Raw genomic sequence first — 16,827 nt, 5'->3', positions numbered from 1 at the left:
GCGTGCATGTGACATAGGCTTCCAGCCTGTGTGCATGTGGCATAGGCTTCCAGCCTGTGTGTCATAGTCTTCCATCCAGAGTGTCCTACAACTAACACCATCACCAAACCATAGACCAACACAACCAAACGCACACGATGTTCAAACAATTCCTGCAACGCGTTTCGCAAGCACCCACCAATCCACAAGCAGCTCCTGCGGCCCGCGACTTTGATGTAGCCGATCTCTACCGCGGGCCGGTTACGATCAGTAGCGATGCCCTGCAACAAGAGTTGCCGCTGGATGAAAAGCTGCGTCAAGCTTACTTTTGGATCGTCAATCATGCGGTGATCAGCCCGTTCTACGATATTGAATATCAAGACGGACCTTCGCAGATATTTGAATTGGGCGACCACCGCGACCAGGTGATCTTACCCAGCGGCCAGAGTTACTGCAGTTTCATTCTGTTGCCGCTGTTGACCTTCTCTGTCCGCGCCAAATGTTTGTTGGTAGGTGGCCCCGGGCGGGGCAAGACCACCAGTGCTATCTTGATGGGCATTCTGGCCGGCTACCCGATCCGCGAAGTTCGTCGTGCCATCCAAAAGGGCCAACCGCAGATGACCATCGCTGACCTGATCGGTAGTCCGCTGCCGGCCGACATCGTCAAAGCGCAAAGCCTCGATCAAATCGGTATTGCTTGGCGCAGATGGTTGGGCATGCGAGTCAAAATCATCGATGAATACAATCGCATTCCCACGCGAACTCAATCGGCCTTGCTAACGTTGATGGCAGATAACTACGCCGAATTATTTGATCAGACTTTCGAATGTCCGCCATCGGCCTGGTATCTGACGGCCAATGACGATGCGGGCGGCGGTACGTATCAAGTCATCGAAGCCTTGCGCGACCGGATCGACATCGTCGTCAAGGCGTTGCACTTCAACTCGCGGTTCCTGGGCGATCTCTTGTCACGAATTGAATCCGGGGTCAGGCCCGAAGAGATCGTCCCAGCGCAGATTGTCTTTACCGAATCCGAACTAAATCGCATGGAAGCCGAAATTCGCGCCGTCGAAGTTCCCAAGCCGATTCTGCGTCGGCTCGAGTTCTTTGCCAGTCAGTTTGAATATATTGAATCGGCGGCCACTCAGTTTGAATACAAGACCAAAGACACCGTTAAACTCGCCGGTATCGATTGGCATCAAATCTCGGGTGCCGAAACTGGCAAGGACAAGCTGAAAGAGATCGGTGCACAGACCAAAAACGGCATGTCGGTACGAGCCTTGATGACCACCCTGACCTTCATCAAAGCCATGGCGTATTTCCGCGGCGCGCGACAAGTTGATATGGAAGACGTACGGCAAGTGATCCCCTTCGTCCTGCATGATAAACTCGTGCAAGACCCAGACTGCCCGTTCTTTGAGGCTCCCGGAAATGCGCCGCTCAGGAGCGACAAGATCGGTTGGATCCGTCGCATGTTCGATATGGCTTGCGCCGAATTCGATCGTTTGCAGTTAGACCAAGACGATCCAGTCCGACAACTCAGCGAGCAGTTTGATCAAGGCCTCGAAGGCGTCGATCAACGCGAAGTTCGTAAACGACTGACCGAGATCGAACGCATCCTCAAATCCTGGAGCGGCTCGCGCAAGTTCTATGGACATATGTACGACGACGTTTTGAAACTGAAGTACTTGCACCAGCGTTATACTAACTACTTGCGCTGGCTGAAGTGGAAGGCGTAGTCTCGTAGCGGAAGCCGTCAAGGCTTTCGGTTGTTGATCCTTCGAAATGCTTGACGCATTCCGCTACGAAAGACTTCGAAATGCCTGACGCATTCCGCTACGATAGTTTGGGCGAGATTTAATATGACAGTAGATGCAGATAACCGATCCCCTCGCGACTTGCAGATAGCTGCCGATGCTGCGTTTATAGCTGCTTTGGAAGCGGATCGCTCGGAGCTGAACCAACGTTTCAAACTCTGCAGCGCGCAAGGAGCGGCCTTGGATGGGGCCGCGTTTAAAGAGCATCTAATTCAGCGTGTGCAGCCCATTGTGGCAGCAGTGGCTCAGCAATTTCCTGAACGCACTCGGCTGGTTACCAAAGAACTGTACCTGGTATCGCTCGAACTTTTTCGAGCCAGCTACTGGGGAACCGAATCGCGACTGCTCGAGCTTAACGAGCTTTGGGAAAGCGTGCTGCCGAAACTAGCCCATCTCGTTGCCCGCGAGCCGGAAAGAGTTAGTGGCTCGCTGAGTAACGCGCTGATCAATCTCGCCAAATACGCAGTGCGCACACGGCAGTGGCTGGACGAACTGGCGTGTGTCGGGCCTCAGTGCGAATCGGTTTTGGAACTTCTGCAATGTGGACAGGTGCTTGCCTGGAGAGCAGGGCAAACGTTGCTGCGCCATAGTGCTCTGGAAACTTTGTTGCAACTACCGCGTAAGGTCGCAGGGCCGGCACTCGGATTGCCAATCGGACTGGCGGAAACGCTTGACGATCAAGCCTGGTCGGCCATCGTCGAGCGGCTCAAACGCAATCGCTGGTACGAGCCAACGCAGGCCAATGACGAGCAGGCGACGGCGACGATCTGCGAAGCGGGTCGAGTAGGCAACTATCGCGGACTGGGTGGTGGCTTTAGTGATTTGCCGAAAGTCTTTGAACATGAAAAGCAACTATACGTCACGGACCAAACGTCCGTATGGCGAATCGAAGTGGATCGATTCGGGTGTATTCTGCAGTTAGCACCCCAGGCACCTCTGAAAGGCAAAGCGGCCAAACCGCGCACGCCTGCAATCGATATTGAAGGCACGGTTTACTGGGATGAGATGGAACAGCCGTTCCCTTATTTAGTGACCTGCTGCAGTCACGCGACAGATGGTCAGACTTTAGCTCTGACGCTCGATAACTCATTTCACGTCTACCTGTTACATCGCCAAGTTTCGACATAGAAAGTATCAGTAGACGCATGCATGCTGAGTTGAAAGACAAATGGCAAGCCGATTGGCCAGAGGCCTTGCGCTTATGGAGCCAGTTTGTGCAACTGCATGAACCGATATGGTGTACGACACGGGCTGCGGAGAAAGCTGCGGGGCTGACCGGTAGCTTCGCCATGATTCGCCTGGTCGATCATTCGGTCGTCATCAGTTTGCGTCAAATCGCCGAACTGGGGCTCGAGGGTTTCAGTCGCGAGATCTTGGCGCATGAAATTGGTCATCATGTCCTGTGTCCAGCCGATCTGACGGATAACGCACGACTGCTGTCGCGCATTCGATTGGGCTTGCCCGGAGTTACTCAGTACGCACCGATGATCAGCAATCTATATTCGGACTTGCTGATCAACGACCGCCTGGCTCGACATGACCAGCTCGACATGGCCGGTGTGTACAAGCAGATGGGCACCACCAACGATTCGCAGTTGTGGCTGCTGTACATGCGCATTTATGAGTTGTTGTGGCGATTGCCGCCCCAGACGCTGGCCATTGGCTCGATTGAACCCCGCTTGAATCAAGACGCACAGCTGGGCGCACGCCTGGTGCGTAGTTATGCCCGCGATTGGATGGGCGGCGGCGGTCGCTTTGCTTGTCTGTGTTTTCCCTATGTTGAGCGCGATAAAGAAGCCGCGGAAAAAGCCTGCCGACATTGGTGCGATGCCGTGAAAGCCGGGGCCGGTGGCTTTCCCAATGGGCTGTGCGAAGAAGAGGAAGACGAACAAGACGGAGTTCTACATCCGGCCGAAGATCCGATCCTATCGGGCTTGGGAGAAATCGATGTCAGCGGCGGCAACCAGGGCCGAGTGCGGGGCCAAGATTCAGGCGTCAAGACAATCAAGACCGGGCGCAGCCCATTCGAGTACAGCGAGATCCTGCAAGCGGCCGGGGTCGAATTAAGCCTGCGCGAGATAACTGCTCGATATTACAAAGAGCGTGCGTTGCCGCATTTGATCCCCTTTCCAACTCGGACCACGCAGCAGGTTAGTGATCCACTGCCCGAAGGGCTCGAAGGCTGGGAGATCTCCGAACCGCTCGAGCAGATCGATTGGCTGGCCACACTTCTTGGCGGCTCCGAAGTCATTCCGGGTATAACGACTCGCCAACGTCTGTATGGCGATTCACCAGGCACTTCACCGGAGCGTCAGCCGTTGGATCTCTATTTGGGTGTGGATTGCTCAGGCTCGATGCGCGATCCAGCCCACTTCATTTCGTACCCCATCCTGGCCGGCGCGATCATGGTCTTGTCCGCGCTCCGCGTGGGAGCGCGTGTCAAAGTGGTGCTCAGCGGCGAACCAGGCAATAGTATTTCGACCGACGGCTTTATTCGTCAAGAACGTGCACTGCTGAACTTGATGACCAACTATCTAGGCACTGGTTATGCTTTTGGTATCCATCGCTTGTCCGAAACCTTCAACGAAGAATTTCGTAGCGATCGACCGGTGCATGTCCTAATCATTAGCGACAGCGATATGTTCCGTATGCTGGATGAACAAGGCAGTGAGAAATTGGGTTGGGATGTCGCTCGACAAGCCGTCCAGCGCTGTGGCGGTGGTGCTACCTACGTGCTGCAGATCCCTACTTCGTATCGCAGCCACGGTGCCCGCGAACTGGAACGCATGCACGCTGATGGCTGGGGTGTACATTTGGTAGACTCCATGGAAGAGCTGCTAGAGTTTGCTCGACAGTTCAGTCGCCAGAAATGGGCCCACGTAGCGGAAGCCGTCAAGGCTTTCGGATATTGACGAAACTCGTAGCGGAAGCCGTCAAGGTTTTCGGGAGTTTGATATGCTCGAAATGCTCGACGCATTCCACTACTGATAAAACATCGCACCATGAAACACGCAGGTCCACCGCTTGAAACGTTATTGCATCGGCTGACACAGTGTCCGCCCGACATGTTCGAGCATTGTGGGCAGTCACCCCAGCTGACGCTGGCCCTGGTGTGCGATTATTTTCGGCAACATGATCCACAGTATGATGCCACGCAATTGGCTCATGCGTGGCGGAAGCGTTCCGTGAAACAGTGTAGCGTGGCGGCCATTGTCGTTTGGCTACTCAACGATCCGTGGTTTCTAGCGCGACACGAGTTGGTGCCGCAGATGCGCCAGCTGTTGATCGATCCGCGGCTAGTGGCACTCAGCGAAATGATCCCGGCGGCTCTTTTAGTCAGCGATCCAGATCGACGCGAGGAACTCGTGCGTCTGACGCTATCGGCCTTGGACCTGCGACCAGCCGGAGAGACGCTCGCGCAGGCTACCGATCGATTCAATACTCTCGATTCCGTCGAACGCAAACGCATCCTCGCTGCCACGCTGGCCGCCGAGAAACGGGCCCGCGAAGTTCGCGAAGCGATGGCCCGTGCCAAAGCCCAAGAGTCGGCCAGCCGTTACGGAGAATAAGCACGTGGACACGTCCATCAAAGTTGAAGAAGACTCAGGTGGCTCAGCGCAGACTCACTACCCCGAAATTAGCGAAGTCGAACGCTTTCCGCTGCTTACATCCGCTGGTCGCCGACTCTTGCATGCCATGCGTCAACATCCGAGCGCGCCGCTTTGGAATTGGCCCAATGGCGAACAGCTGGATGCTGCGGGACTAAACTCCGTTGAGCAGTTCGCGCAGCAACTGCGTGCGGGCGCTCCCGCAGGCAAGCCCAACTGGTTAGATGAGTTCGCCCAGTTCTGCGTGACAGAGGTGCCCTTCTATCGCGACCGCCATTCGCGCTTGGCTTTGAGCAATTCCATCGCGTTTGAGTCGCTACCAAGTTGTTCGCGCGAAGATCTGGCGCCGCGAGTCTGGGATTTCGTGCCCGACAGCCAGTCGATCGACCAGTTGATTGTCTTTTCAACCAGCGGTACGACGGGGCATCCCACCAAGATGCTTTCGCATCCAGCCACGGCCGCCTGCGGTGTGCCGCTGCTGGAGCACGCCCTCATGCAACAGGGCCTAGAGTTCTCGCGCGGGCCCGAATCGGTGGCGATAACCAACGTGGCCGCTTACCGCGATGCGTTTACAACGGCCATCGTCGTTGCCTGGCTGAAGGAAGCCGGTTGCTTGCGAGTAAACTTGCATCCATCGTCCTGGCGCAAAGTGGATGATCGCAGCAAGTTCATCAACTACTGGCAAGCACCCATTTGGTTAGGTGACCCGATCGCTTTTGAGCAGATGCTGACAGTGGGTATCGATCGCGCGCCGCAAGCCATTCTGTCGAGCATCATGCGCATGCCGGAAAAGCTGTCCGAGAGCCTGCAGTCTAGGTATGGCTGCCCGATCATCGATATCATCGCCATGACCGAAGTTGGGTTGCTGGCGATGAAGACAGACGAGGGCCACATAGTTTTGCCTCACGATGTTTACGTCGAGATTTTGGACGAGCATGATCAAGTACTGCCCGCAGGCGGGCGCGGCGAAGTCACCGTTACTTGCGCCCGCAACCCACTGATGCCTCTGCTGCGTTATCGCACCGGTGACTTCGCAGCCATATGCCGACAAGGATCACGAACTATCCTGCTGGACTATGAAGGTCGTTTGCCAGTTCATTTTCCATTGAAATCTGGGCGCGTGGTACATAGCATGGAAGTCACGCGTCTACTGCGACGACATCCCTTGATGCAATATCGCTTGCATCAACCTACCCTCGACCATTTCGAGTTTGCTTATCGCGGGCACGTCGACGATGACGCTCTGCGCATGGAACTGGCCGAGTTGCTTGAAAGACCTTCGTCGCTGGTCTTTAGCGAACTAGAACTTACTGGCAAAACGCACAAGGTGATCGAATACTGGTCAGCGGTGAGTTAGCCTCAGTTTTTGAAACCAAGGGGCAGGTCTCATTTCCGCTCCGGAAACGAACTACGTGCAATCGTCCCTACTCCGATTCAGGAAATGAAACCTACCCCCTTTATTTCATGCCGTCCCAACACGTCAATCTCATTGCTCGCCTGCCATGGTCCTTATTTTGAGTCATTAGCCGACTGTGGCTGTTCGGGACAATGGCGGTAGTGGACGCAGTGTTGACTTTTCAGCATGGACGTCTCCAGCTGAATTTCATTGTGGGAGTGTACTCGATCATCGTGGCCATCAAGCTCTACCGTCGCGCGACCGGCATTGCCGAAGAAGCCATCGGGTGGTTTATCGTTCTGTTCTGGGCCGATGTGTTGCTGCTGGCCAGAGCCCGGAACTTGGTATCTCATCAACTACGAGAGCCCGCTATTAAATATTCCTTTCTGGCTATTGATAGTCTGCGACTGCCTTTTCTGTTGTTGGGCCAAGCGAGAATTGACGCGACGCTCGACGATCCTCTTTCTCGCGCAGCCACCATCGAAATTGCGCATCAGCCTGGCCGGCTTATTTAGCGCCACGGTAATATTGGCGGCTATCTTTAACACCTACCATCTGGATATGCGACGCCATCCGTTTGGCAGTGCTCGAAGTCGGAGTTCGTTCGTTTTATTACAATTCGAGGTGCACCGTACATCGTTGCAGCGGCGTTTACCGTGGGGATACCAAATACAACACTTGATCACGGTCTCGGCGCGTCCTTCGCAACCTTCCCCCAGCTTCACTCTGGCACCACGACGACCTACTTTTGACCAGGCGGAAAGATGGTTATCTGAAAAGACAGCCAATATCCTATTCATTACCGATGACCAACGTGAATGGCTTGATCTCGAACTAGATAGATATGAGTTGGACGCGTATATCCAAGAAGCGATCGCACAAAAGCGTTTACCGACGGCGCAAGACCTTCGCGATTATGCCCTCAGTCGCAGGCGGGATTCGAACTAAACCGTAGGCGTTAGCCTCGGTTATCGAACGCGGATGATCGATCGTCCGAATTTATATTCGTTTGCTGGGGCAAATGCTAGCAAAAATGACCGTGGCGAAATGGTAGGGCACCGAGATTATTGCAAGTAGTCTTCAGCTCGTTCCGCTCACCACAGATCTTTTTGCTAGCGTCATCCATACACGCGCGAGGGACAGACCCGGTGCTCGTCCGGTGTCTGTCCCCCAGCCGATCCGCCCGACCAGCTCAAGTCACTCACGCCCGACGTCTGTCCCCCGCGTCTTGAGCGCGTGAGCGCGGGGACACACCACTGATCTTTTTGCTGGCGTCACCTATACACGTGCGAGGGGCAGACCCGGTGCTCGTCCGGTGTCTGTCCCCCAGCCGATCCGCCCGACCAGCTCAAGTCACTCACGCCCGACGTCTGTCCCCCGCGTCTTGAGCGCGTTAGTGCGGGGACACACCACTGATCTTTTTGCTAGCGTCACCCATACACGTACGAGGGACAGACCCGGTGCTCGTCCGGTGTCTGTCCCCCAGGCCGATCCGCCCGACCAGCTCAAGTCACTCACGCCCGACGTCTATCCCCCGCGTCTTGAGCGCGTGAGCGCGGGGACACACCACTGATCTTTTTGCTAGCGTCACCTATGTATAGGGGGACAGACCGGTGCTCGTCCGGTGTCTGTCCCCACCCGATCCGCCCGACCAGCTCAAGTCACTCACACCTGACGTCTGTCCCCCGCTTCTTGAGCGCGTTAGTGCGGGGACACACCACTGATCTTTTTGCTGGCGTCACCTATGTATAGAGGGACAGACCAGATGCGGATTTTAAAGTCGCCCGCTTTTGAGCGGCGCAGGCGGAGCCTGCAAGGCAGTGGGTTACCAGGCAGAGCCTGGTAACCAGGCCTAACGGCCCTCGGCTTAGTTATAAGAACAGAGGTCGCGGAGTTTGATACTCCGCGACCTCTGTGTTAATTTTTTGACTCTCTGCGTAATCGACTTACAGAGTTACTTCTTCTTCTCGACGTGCGTGGTGTGTTTGCGCAAGCGGGGGCAGAATTTGCTCAGCTTGAGCTTTTCACCGCCGGTTCGACGGCGAAGCGTGTAGTTGTGATCGCCGGTTTCTTCACAGACGAGAAAGACGACTTCTTTTTTCTTTTTCTTGGCCATGATTGAGTTTTATCGTTTGAAGTGCGAGTGGATTGTCAGGTCTATTCGGCGCCAACTGGTTCGGCAGGTTGGCTACCAAAGTCGGGCTTCTCAGCTTTCTTGCGGGTGCGATCGTTCTTGCCGGTGAACTCGAGGATAGCTCGTGGGCCATTGTCACCCAAGCGAGGCTTGGCCAACTTTAGGATCCGCGTGTAACCGCCTGGACGATCGGTGAAACGATCGGCGATGACCTCGACCACAACTTCGACCGCTTTCTTGTCGCGCAAGGTAGCAAACAGCTTGCGACGACCATTGACCACGGGACTACGAGCCGCAACCCACTTGGCATAGTTGTCGCTCTCGCGCCAAGCTTTCCATTCCGACGAATTGCGTTCCGCTGTGGTGCCGAACTCTGCTGAAGCAATCTCGGCGACGCGAATTCGCTTGGCCAGCGTAACGCACTTTTCGACCAATGGTCGAATTTCCTTAGCCTTGGCAACGGTCGTGATAATACGACCCTTCACCTTGGGCTTGTTCATATCTAGCTCCGAATCAGGCCGTTCGGTCAAGAACAGGGCGGAAACCATGTTGCGAAGCAGAGCTTTTCGGTGACTTGGGGCACGGCCCAAGACTCTTCCGTGTCGACGGTGACGCATGATTTTAGCTGTAAGGATTAAGGTGTAAGGTGTAAGGATTAAGGTGTAAGTCGCAAGCAGTCGGGTGTCTGTCGTATGGGATAAGGCATTTGTTGCGAGGTGTATTGCTTACACCTTGCTGCTTACACCTTACCGCTTACTGCTTACACCTCTCAGCGGAATGTTTGGCTCGACGGCAAGCGCATTCCTAAGTGCAAACCCAGCGTGGATAGCTTGTCGCGCACTTCGTTGAGCGTGGTGTCGCCGAAGTTACGAATCTCGAGCAGTTGATCTTCGGTGCGTTGGACCAGTTCGCGAATCGTGCGAATGCCTTCGCTCTCCAAACAATTGCCAGCTCGAACGCTCAGGCGCAGTTCGCTGACCAGCATGTTCAGCTTGCCCTCTAACTGGGCTTCGGCTGAACCAGGTCCGCCGCGTGCGGTCGCATGGACTTGCTTGCCCAGTTCGGTGTATTGCACAAACGGGTTGAGGTGCTTGCGCAAAATCTTGGCGGACTCGGTCAGAGCCAGTTCAGGATCAATCGAACCGTCGGTCCAAATCTCCAGCGTCAAGCGGTCGTAGTTGGTCTTTTGTCCAACGCGAGTTTCTTCAACTTCGTAGCGCACACGGGTTACGGGGCTGAACACGGCGTCGACGAAGATGATGCCGATTTCGTGATCGCGAGCGGTGTGTTCCGATGCGGGCACATAGCCACGACCGTTTTCAACCACCATTTCCATCACAAACGGCACATCGTCGGTCAACGTAGCCAACACATGATGCTTGTTGATCACTTCGACATCGCCATCGGTTTCAACATCAGCGCCGGAGATAATGCCGGCTTTGTTGCGTTCGACAGTGATCACTCGCGTTGAATCGCTGTGATTCTTGACGATCAGGCTTTTAACGTTCAACACGATATCGGTGACATCTTCGAGGATGCCGGGAATCGTGGTGAATTCGTGCTGAGCGCCGCGAACTTTGATTTGCGTGATCGCACTACCTTCCAGACTGGAAAGCAGGATGCGACGCAGACTGTTGCCGATGGTGGTACCAAAGCCACGTTCAAATGGCTCTGCCACGAATTTGCCGTAGGTGCCTGAGAGCGTGCTCTTGTCAACGTGCACTGCGCTTGGCAATTCCAAACCGCGCCATTTGATGTGCATTAGTCGTTAGCCTCGTACTGGAAAATTGTGCTCTGTTAGGAAATGCAAAAGTTGTACGTACTGCATGCGGCGGTCGATTAGACGCGGCGGCGCTTGCGAGGTCGGCAACCGTTGTGCGGAATTGGCGTGACGTCTTCGATCTGCTTGACCGACATACCAGCGGTCTGCAGAGCAGTGATCGCGCTTTCGCGTCCCGAGCCCGGTCCCTTGACGCGGACATCGATCTCGCGCACACCAAACTTGGCAGCCTTCTCAGCGGCTTGCTGAGCGGCGACCTGGCCGGCGAACGGAGTGCTCTTGCGAGAACCCTTGAAACCACAAGTGCCAGCACTCGCCCAACACAACGTATCACCCTTGGTGTCGGTTATCGTCACCGTGGTGTTGTTGAAGGTGGCGCGAATGTGGGCAATCGCCACCGTTACATTTCGACGCTGCTTACGACGTTTGGCCTTTGCCACAGTCCTGGACCTCAATATCTGATACGAACAACGTTAGATGACAAATGTATTCCAAGCCAACCCGAGCTCTGTAATGGATCAGCAGCCAGCGGCCGCCAATCCAACCAGCGCGGATTAGCGCAAGTCTTTAACGCCCTTCTTACCGGCAACTGTCTTACGAGGACCTTTGCGGGTGCGAGCATTGGTACGCGTGCGTTGCCCGCGAACCGGCAGGTTCAAACGGTGGCGCATGCCACGATAACACTTAATTTCACGCAGGCGGTGAATGTTCTGACCAATCTGACGACGCAACGGGCCTTCGACCGTGTAGTCACGCTCGAGCATCGTCGCCAAACGACTCAACTCGTCTTCGGTCAACTCACGAGCAGCTTTGTCGGGGTCAATGTTCGTCCTAACACATACCTGACGGGCGACAAAACTGCCGACACCGTACAAATACGTGAGCGAAATGGCCACTTTCTTTTCGTTGGGGATATCCACACCAAGTAAACGCGGCACGCGACGAACTCCTGCAAACTACTTAACTACTGAATTGATAAGAACTTACTTCATTCTACCCGGCGCAATAATTGCACTTTCTCGATTCGGAAGCGAGATAGTATAGCCCGACGAATTTAAAATCCGCAAGCCGTAATTGTCTCCTTTCGCTCCGCGAAAGGTAAACGTTTTCCAAGTCACCCCAAAAACAACCGCATTTACCCCACAAGCCTCGACGAATGTCGTTAGATCAGGAACCAATCCCGGTTAACTTCGTTGACTAAATGCAACTCGGGGCTACTGCCGCTCGTTGAGCGTGGTTAAGCGCAACCGGGGCTGATGCCCTCGGCTTAGTGGCGGCCTTGGTCGACGACGGCCTTGATGTTCTCAAAGACCGTATCCGGTGACTGCATGCCGTCGATCGAAGCCAACAATCCGCGGCGCGAATAATACTCCAGCAGCGGTGCGGTCTGAGTGTTGAACACGTTCAATCGCGCGCGAATCGTCTCATACGTATCGTCGGCGCGGTTTTCCAGTTGAGCTCGTTTCAACAACCTGCCCACCAGCTCTTCGTCTTCGGCCTTCAGGTCGATCACCAAATCCAACTGGCGGCCGACTTTCGTAAAGTGTTCGTCGAGCAGCTGAGCTTGGACGAGCGTTCGTGGAAAACCATCGAATAGGCAGCCCGCTTCGCAATCAGAATTGGACAGTCGTTGGGCGACGATGCGCATGACCAAATGATCCGGCGCCAACTTGCCCGCATCGACGTAGGAAGAAACCCAACGCGACAGAGCCGTGTCTTGACGCTTGACTTCGCGCAGCATCTCACCGGTTGAGAGGTGAGGAATCCGCAAATATTCGGTTAAACGTTTACACTGGGTGCCCTTGCCCACGCCAGGCGGCCCGATGAAGACTATCCGCATGGCAATGACCCTTGGGAAAGGAACGGTCCGGTTTGACCCTCAACCGGACCAGTAAACGCTGCCAATCTGCCTCCTGGCAACCTACGACTCCAGCAAGCCGCGGTAATTCCTCATCAGTAAGTGGTTGTCGATCTTTTGAATCAAATCGAACGCAACGCTAACAGCGATCAACAGTCCGGTACCACCGTAGAAATTGGCTACTGCGAAGGAGTTTACCAGCTGTTGATTGACCAAGATGGGCACAATGGCTACTAAGGACAAAAATGCCGCACCCACGTACGTGATGCGCAACATAACCTTCTCCAGGTAATCAGCTGTACGCTTGCCCGGACGATACCCAGGAATAAACGTACCGTGATCACGCAGGTTCTCCGACATTTCCTTCGGGTTGAAGGTAATCGAAGTCCAGAAGTAACAGAAGAAGAAGATGAGGATGACGTACAGCACGATATAGGTGTACGACTGACCGCTCGAAAGATTGTTGCCCATCATATTGAAGAAGTTGGCAAACGATCGACTGAGGGCAGTCTCGCCACTGAAGCCGCTGGCCATCACCGTGAACAACAGACCTGGCAGCATGATCAAGCTGCTGGCGAAAATGATCGGCATCACACCCGCTTGATTGATGCGGAGCGGCAAGTACTGCTTGGTGCCGCCATAGACGCGGCGACCGCGAACATGTTTGGCACTCTGCGTGGGAATGCGTCGCTGCCCCAACGTGATGAACACCACGCCGAACACAACTGCTACGAACAAGCAGGCCATCACGATCAGCGTATCAGGACCGATCTGTCCCGAGGAACCGCTGAGTTGGTAGGTCATGTCTTCCTTCAGATCCAGGAAGGCTTTGGGCATCTGAGCCAGAATGCTAGCCATGATGAGCAAGCTAATACCGTTGCCGATCCCGTATTCGTCGATCTGCTCGCCCAACCACATCAAGAACATGGTGCCGCAAGTCATGATGGCGATGGCCGTGACCTGCCACCCGAAGTGCAACTGGGTCGAGGTCAGTCCAAAGAAGTCTTCTGAGACCCAGGAATTTGGCCCGCCACTACCCATGATGTAGGTGCGCAGGTAAATCCAGCTTTGCAGGATGCACAAGAACACCGTCAAGTAACGCGTGTATTCATTGATCTTGCGCATGCCCGTTTGGCCTTCTTTGCGCAAGTTTTCGATGGGCTTCCAGACGCTGCCCAGCAGCTGGAAAACGATCGAGGCTGAAATATAGGGCATGATGCCCAAGCCGAAGATCGTAATTTGGCGCAGGTCAGTTGCCGCAAACACCGAGACTTTGTCCAGAAAGCCGCTCAGTTGGCTATTCTGATCGAAGCTGCTCGGAACCATTGGCAAACGGATTTGATAGCCGACGCGGTACACGGCTAGCAGCAACAACGTCAGCAGAATCTTCTGCCTGAGCTCAGGAATTGTGAAAACAATTCGCAGCTTTTCCCACATGGGGATAACTCCGTTTCGGGGTCAGGAGCCCTCGCAGAGTCAGATGCGAGCGGCTCGATCGAGGTGCACTGTACTACGCGTTTATTTCTTGGCAGCTAGCTCGGCAACGCGCTGTTTGGGAGTGCGTCGGGCTTTGATTACGGTAGCAGTTCCACCGGCAGCTTTCAACTTCTCCAAAGCCGATTGGCTGAAGCGATGAGCAGAGATCTTCAAAGGCTTGGTGACTTCACCGTCGCCCAGAATCTTGATCTCATCGAATCGTCGCTTGATCACACCGCGCTCTTGCAGAGTCTTGGGATTGATCTCGTCACCCGCATCGAATACTTGGGCCACTTGTCCCAAGTTGATCGACACGACGTTCAGCGCGAACTTGTTGTTGAATCCACGTTTGGGGATCCGGCGTACCAGTGGCAGGTCACCACCTTGGAACGTGGGATGGCGTGAGTAACCAGAACGCGACTTATGACCGTTGTGACCACGACCGGCCGTTTTGCCTTGACCGCTACCGGAGCCTCGGCCCAAGCGGCGACGCAAGCGATTCTTGGTTATACCTTCGTTGACTTCACTAATGTTCATGACAGGGAAACTCCTCGCAGTCGCTCGACATCTTCACGCGTGCGAAGTTTCTTCAGAGCGTTGAACGTGGCTTTGACCAGAACCGATGGGTTATTGGAGCGGAAGCTTTTGGTCAGAATGTCTTTGATACCGGCTGCTTCACACACAGCCCGCACGGCGGGACCAGCGATGATACCGGTACCGGGGCTGGCTGGCAGCAAGATAACTTTAGCAGCGCCGTAACGACCGATGACTTGATGCGGGATCGAGCCGTTGACCACTGGTACGGTCAGGTTATCCCGATTGGCTTGTTTTTGCGCTTTGGTAACGCTGGGCGGAACTTCGTTGGCTTTGCCATAGCCAAAGCCGCAACTGCCTTTGCCGTCACCCACGACCACCAAAGCTGCAAAGCTGAAGCGACGACCACCTTTGACCACGGCGGCGCAGCGTTTGATCTTCAATACGCGCTCGACCGAGCCTTCTCCACCTTGGGATCCGCCGCCTTGTCCGTAGTCTACATTGTTTGCCACAACCTACTCCCGTTATCGTATCTGAATTGGCCTGGAGGCCTTATTTCATTAGAACTGCAGGCCGCCTTCACGAGCAGCGTTGGCCAAAGCGGCCACGCGACCATGGTACTTGCAAGCACCGCGGTCGAAGCAAGCTTTGGTAATTCCAGCGGCCACAGCCTTTTCAGCCACTAGTTTGCCGATGGCCGTAGCTGCGTCGCAGTTGTCACCCGACTTGAGCTGTCCGCGAATGCTTTTATCGCGGCTGCTGGCTGAAACCAGCGTTTTGCCAGCTTCGTCGTCAATCAACTGACAAGCCACATGCTTGAGCGTACGTTGCACACACAAACGCGGTCGCTCGGCGGTGCCACGCACGGCTTTGCGAACACGCCAGGTACGACGCTGACGCTGAGTGTTGATGATCTTCTTGAGTTTCATGGTGCACTAGGATCTGATAAGTAAGATCAGAAAATTGAACGTTGGAAAACGGCAGCGGTGGAAATCCACTGGCCGCCTATTAAGTTGCGGACTTACCAGGTTTGAGTTTGACAACTTCACCTTGGTATCGAATACCTTTACCCTTGTAGGGCTCGGGCTTGCGGAGTGATCGAATTTGAGCTGCAAACTGGCCAACCAGTTGTTTATCGCACCCCTTGATCACGATGTGTGTTTGATCGGGGCAGGACACATCCAGGCCTTCGGGAATGTCCTGCTTCAGTTCATTAGCGAAACCCACGCGAAGGTTCAGCTTTTTGTCCTTGATCGAGCAGACGTAACCGACGCCTTGGACTTCCAAGCGTTTTTCGTAGCCGTTCTTGACGCCGAAGATCATGTTGTTGATCACCGCGCGGGTCAGGCCGTGCAAAGCTCGACTGGTGCGTTCGTCGTCGCGACGAGCCACGCTCAGCTTCTTGCCGCCATCGTCAACGCTGATGCTGATCTCGGGATGGAGCTGCCACTGGAGCTTGCCTTTGGGGCCTTCCACGTTAACTGCGCCATCGGCGACGTTGACTTTAACGCCGTCGAGCACATCAACCGGTTTCTTTCCAATTCGTGACACGGTTAGGGCCTACCTCTTAGCAAATTTCGCACAGGACTTCGCCACCCAGCTTATGCTGACGGGCTTCGCGATCGCTGAAAACGCCACGGCTGGTGCTAATTATGCAAATGCCGAGGCCGTTGAGCACGGGACGCAAATCGCGGCTCTTGGAATATACACGTCTGCCAGGTTTGCTGACGCGCTTGATCTCTTGAATGACGCGTTCGCCATTGGGGCCGTACTTCAGTTCGATGCGCAACGACTTGGCTGGTTGACCTTCGACTTGATGTTCTTCGAAGTCCCAAATATAGCCTTCGCGCTTCAGCACTTCAGCCACGCCTCGTTTAAGCTGCGAGAGTGGAACTTCGACGTAACGTCGTTCCACGCGTACAGCGTTGCGAATGCGTGTTAGCATGTCGGCGATAGGATCAGTCATCATGGTGTTCTGTATCCTCTTTACTCTTACCAGCTAGCCTTACGAACACCCGGAATCAAACCTTGATCTGCCAACTTGCGGAAGCAGATACGGCAGATGCCGAACTTACGATACACCGCGCGGGGACGCCCGCACAGCTTGCAGCGATTCTCTCGCCGCGATGAGAACTTGGGAGTTCTTTTGGCTTTAGCTATTTTGCTTTTGCTCGCCACGGGCTGGTTTCCCCGCTGATGGTTGTGTCTTGGGAACTACGAATTAAATTTCAATCAGTGATTTCAA

20 protein-coding genes are annotated in these 16,827 nt (G+C 54.7%); 7 read left to right on the top strand and 13 right to left on the bottom strand.

Going from position 1 to position 16,827, the window contains the following annotated elements:
* Nucleotides 1-137: 137 nt before the first annotated feature.
* The 7 genes from SH573x_RS06150 to SH573x_RS06120 all read left to right on the top strand — a co-directional run bounded on the left by SH573x_RS06150 (nucleotide 138) and on the right by SH573x_RS06120 (nucleotide 7,748).
* Nucleotides 138-1,718, top strand: coding sequence for an AAA family ATPase (locus SH573x_RS06150; protein WP_479353451.1), 1,581 nt, complete (start codon nucleotides 138-140; stop codon nucleotides 1,716-1,718).
* A 123-nt stretch (nucleotides 1,719-1,841) separates the two neighbouring features.
* Nucleotides 1,842-2,924: a hypothetical protein gene (locus SH573x_RS06145; RefSeq protein WP_479353450.1), complete on the top strand. Its 1,083-nt coding sequence runs from the start codon at nucleotides 1,842-1,844 to the stop codon at nucleotides 2,922-2,924.
* Between the two features lie 17 nt (nucleotides 2,925-2,941).
* The gene (locus tag SH573x_RS06140) at nucleotides 2,942-4,708 is read left to right on the top strand and encodes a vWA domain-containing protein (protein ID WP_479353449.1); all 1,767 of its coding nucleotides are present in this window, start codon (nucleotides 2,942-2,944) and stop codon (nucleotides 4,706-4,708) included.
* Nucleotides 4,709-4,798: 90 nt separating this feature from the next.
* A complete protein-coding gene (locus SH573x_RS06135) occupies nucleotides 4,799-5,365 on the top strand; it encodes a hypothetical protein (protein ID WP_479353448.1) in 567 nt (188 codons plus the stop codon).
* A 4-nt stretch (nucleotides 5,366-5,369) separates the two neighbouring features.
* A complete protein-coding gene (locus tag SH573x_RS06130) occupies nucleotides 5,370-6,761 on the top strand; it encodes an AMP-binding protein (protein WP_479353447.1) in 1,392 nt (463 codons plus the stop codon).
* A gap of 200 nt (nucleotides 6,762-6,961) precedes the next feature.
* Nucleotides 6,962-7,315, top strand: coding sequence for a hypothetical protein (locus SH573x_RS06125; RefSeq protein WP_479353446.1), 354 nt, complete (start codon nucleotides 6,962-6,964; stop codon nucleotides 7,313-7,315).
* A gap of 109 nt (nucleotides 7,316-7,424) precedes the next feature.
* Nucleotides 7,425-7,748, top strand: coding sequence for a hypothetical protein (locus tag SH573x_RS06120; protein WP_479353445.1), 324 nt, complete (start codon nucleotides 7,425-7,427; stop codon nucleotides 7,746-7,748).
* A gap of 1,006 nt (nucleotides 7,749-8,754) precedes the next feature.
* On the opposite strand, the gene rpmG is transcribed toward SH573x_RS06120, so the two are convergent.
* The 13 genes from rpmG to SH573x_RS06055 all read right to left on the bottom strand — a co-directional run bounded on the left by rpmG (nucleotide 8,755) and on the right by SH573x_RS06055 (nucleotide 16,760).
* Nucleotides 8,755-8,916, bottom strand: coding sequence for a 50S ribosomal protein L33 (gene rpmG, locus SH573x_RS06115; protein WP_479353444.1), 162 nt, complete (start codon nucleotides 8,914-8,916; stop codon nucleotides 8,755-8,757).
* Nucleotides 8,917-8,957: 41 nt separating this feature from the next.
* Nucleotides 8,958-9,551, bottom strand: a complete 594-nt coding sequence (locus SH573x_RS06110; RefSeq protein ID WP_479353443.1) for a bL17 family ribosomal protein — start codon at nucleotides 9,549-9,551, stop codon at nucleotides 8,958-8,960.
* A 152-nt stretch (nucleotides 9,552-9,703) separates the two neighbouring features.
* Nucleotides 9,704-10,696, bottom strand: coding sequence for a DNA-directed RNA polymerase subunit alpha (locus SH573x_RS06105; RefSeq protein ID WP_479353442.1), 993 nt, complete (start codon nucleotides 10,694-10,696; stop codon nucleotides 9,704-9,706).
* Nucleotides 10,697-10,773: 77 nt separating this feature from the next.
* Nucleotides 10,774-11,154, bottom strand: a complete 381-nt coding sequence (gene rpsK / locus SH573x_RS06100; protein WP_479353441.1) for a 30S ribosomal protein S11 — start codon at nucleotides 11,152-11,154, stop codon at nucleotides 10,774-10,776.
* A 114-nt stretch (nucleotides 11,155-11,268) separates the two neighbouring features.
* Nucleotides 11,269-11,652 carry a 30S ribosomal protein S13 gene (gene rpsM, locus SH573x_RS06095; protein ID WP_479353440.1) on the bottom strand — a complete coding sequence of 128 codons (384 nt, stop codon included), beginning with the start codon at nucleotides 11,650-11,652 and terminating at the stop codon, nucleotides 11,269-11,271.
* A gap of 329 nt (nucleotides 11,653-11,981) precedes the next feature.
* The gene (locus SH573x_RS06090; RefSeq protein ID WP_479353439.1) at nucleotides 11,982-12,554 is read right to left on the bottom strand and encodes an adenylate kinase; all 573 of its coding nucleotides are present in this window, start codon (nucleotides 12,552-12,554) and stop codon (nucleotides 11,982-11,984) included.
* An 81-nt stretch (nucleotides 12,555-12,635) separates the two neighbouring features.
* Nucleotides 12,636-14,009, bottom strand: a complete 1,374-nt coding sequence (secY, locus tag SH573x_RS06085) for a preprotein translocase subunit SecY (protein WP_479353438.1) — start codon at nucleotides 14,007-14,009, stop codon at nucleotides 12,636-12,638.
* Between the two features lie 81 nt (nucleotides 14,010-14,090).
* On the bottom strand, nucleotides 14,091-14,585 hold the full coding sequence (gene rplO, locus SH573x_RS06080; protein ID WP_479353437.1) for a 50S ribosomal protein L15: 495 nt from the start codon (nucleotides 14,583-14,585) through the stop codon (nucleotides 14,091-14,093).
* Entirely contained in the window at nucleotides 14,582-15,094 is a 513-nt protein-coding gene (gene rpsE / locus SH573x_RS06075; RefSeq protein ID WP_479353436.1) for a 30S ribosomal protein S5, read from the bottom strand. Before rpsE ends, rplO begins: the two co-directional genes overlap by 4 nt.
* 48 nt (nucleotides 15,095-15,142) lie before the next feature.
* Nucleotides 15,143-15,511 (bottom strand): 50S ribosomal protein L18, encoded by a 369-nt coding sequence (gene rplR / locus SH573x_RS06070; RefSeq protein WP_479353435.1) that lies wholly within the window; start codon nucleotides 15,509-15,511, stop codon nucleotides 15,143-15,145.
* Nucleotides 15,512-15,590: 79 nt separating this feature from the next.
* On the bottom strand, nucleotides 15,591-16,133 hold the full coding sequence (gene rplF / locus SH573x_RS06065) for a 50S ribosomal protein L6 (protein WP_479353434.1): 543 nt from the start codon (nucleotides 16,131-16,133) through the stop codon (nucleotides 15,591-15,593).
* 16 nt (nucleotides 16,134-16,149) lie between these two features.
* A complete protein-coding gene (gene rpsH / locus SH573x_RS06060) occupies nucleotides 16,150-16,551 on the bottom strand; it encodes a 30S ribosomal protein S8 (protein ID WP_479353433.1) in 402 nt (133 codons plus the stop codon).
* A 23-nt stretch (nucleotides 16,552-16,574) separates the two neighbouring features.
* Nucleotides 16,575-16,760, bottom strand: coding sequence for a type Z 30S ribosomal protein S14 (locus tag SH573x_RS06055; RefSeq protein ID WP_479353432.1), 186 nt, complete (start codon nucleotides 16,758-16,760; stop codon nucleotides 16,575-16,577).
* Between the last annotated feature and the right edge of the window lie 67 nt (nucleotides 16,761-16,827).

Source organism: Rania fehmarnensis, from assembly GCF_056494185.1.
This window is presented reverse-complemented; position numbering and strand designations above follow the sequence as displayed.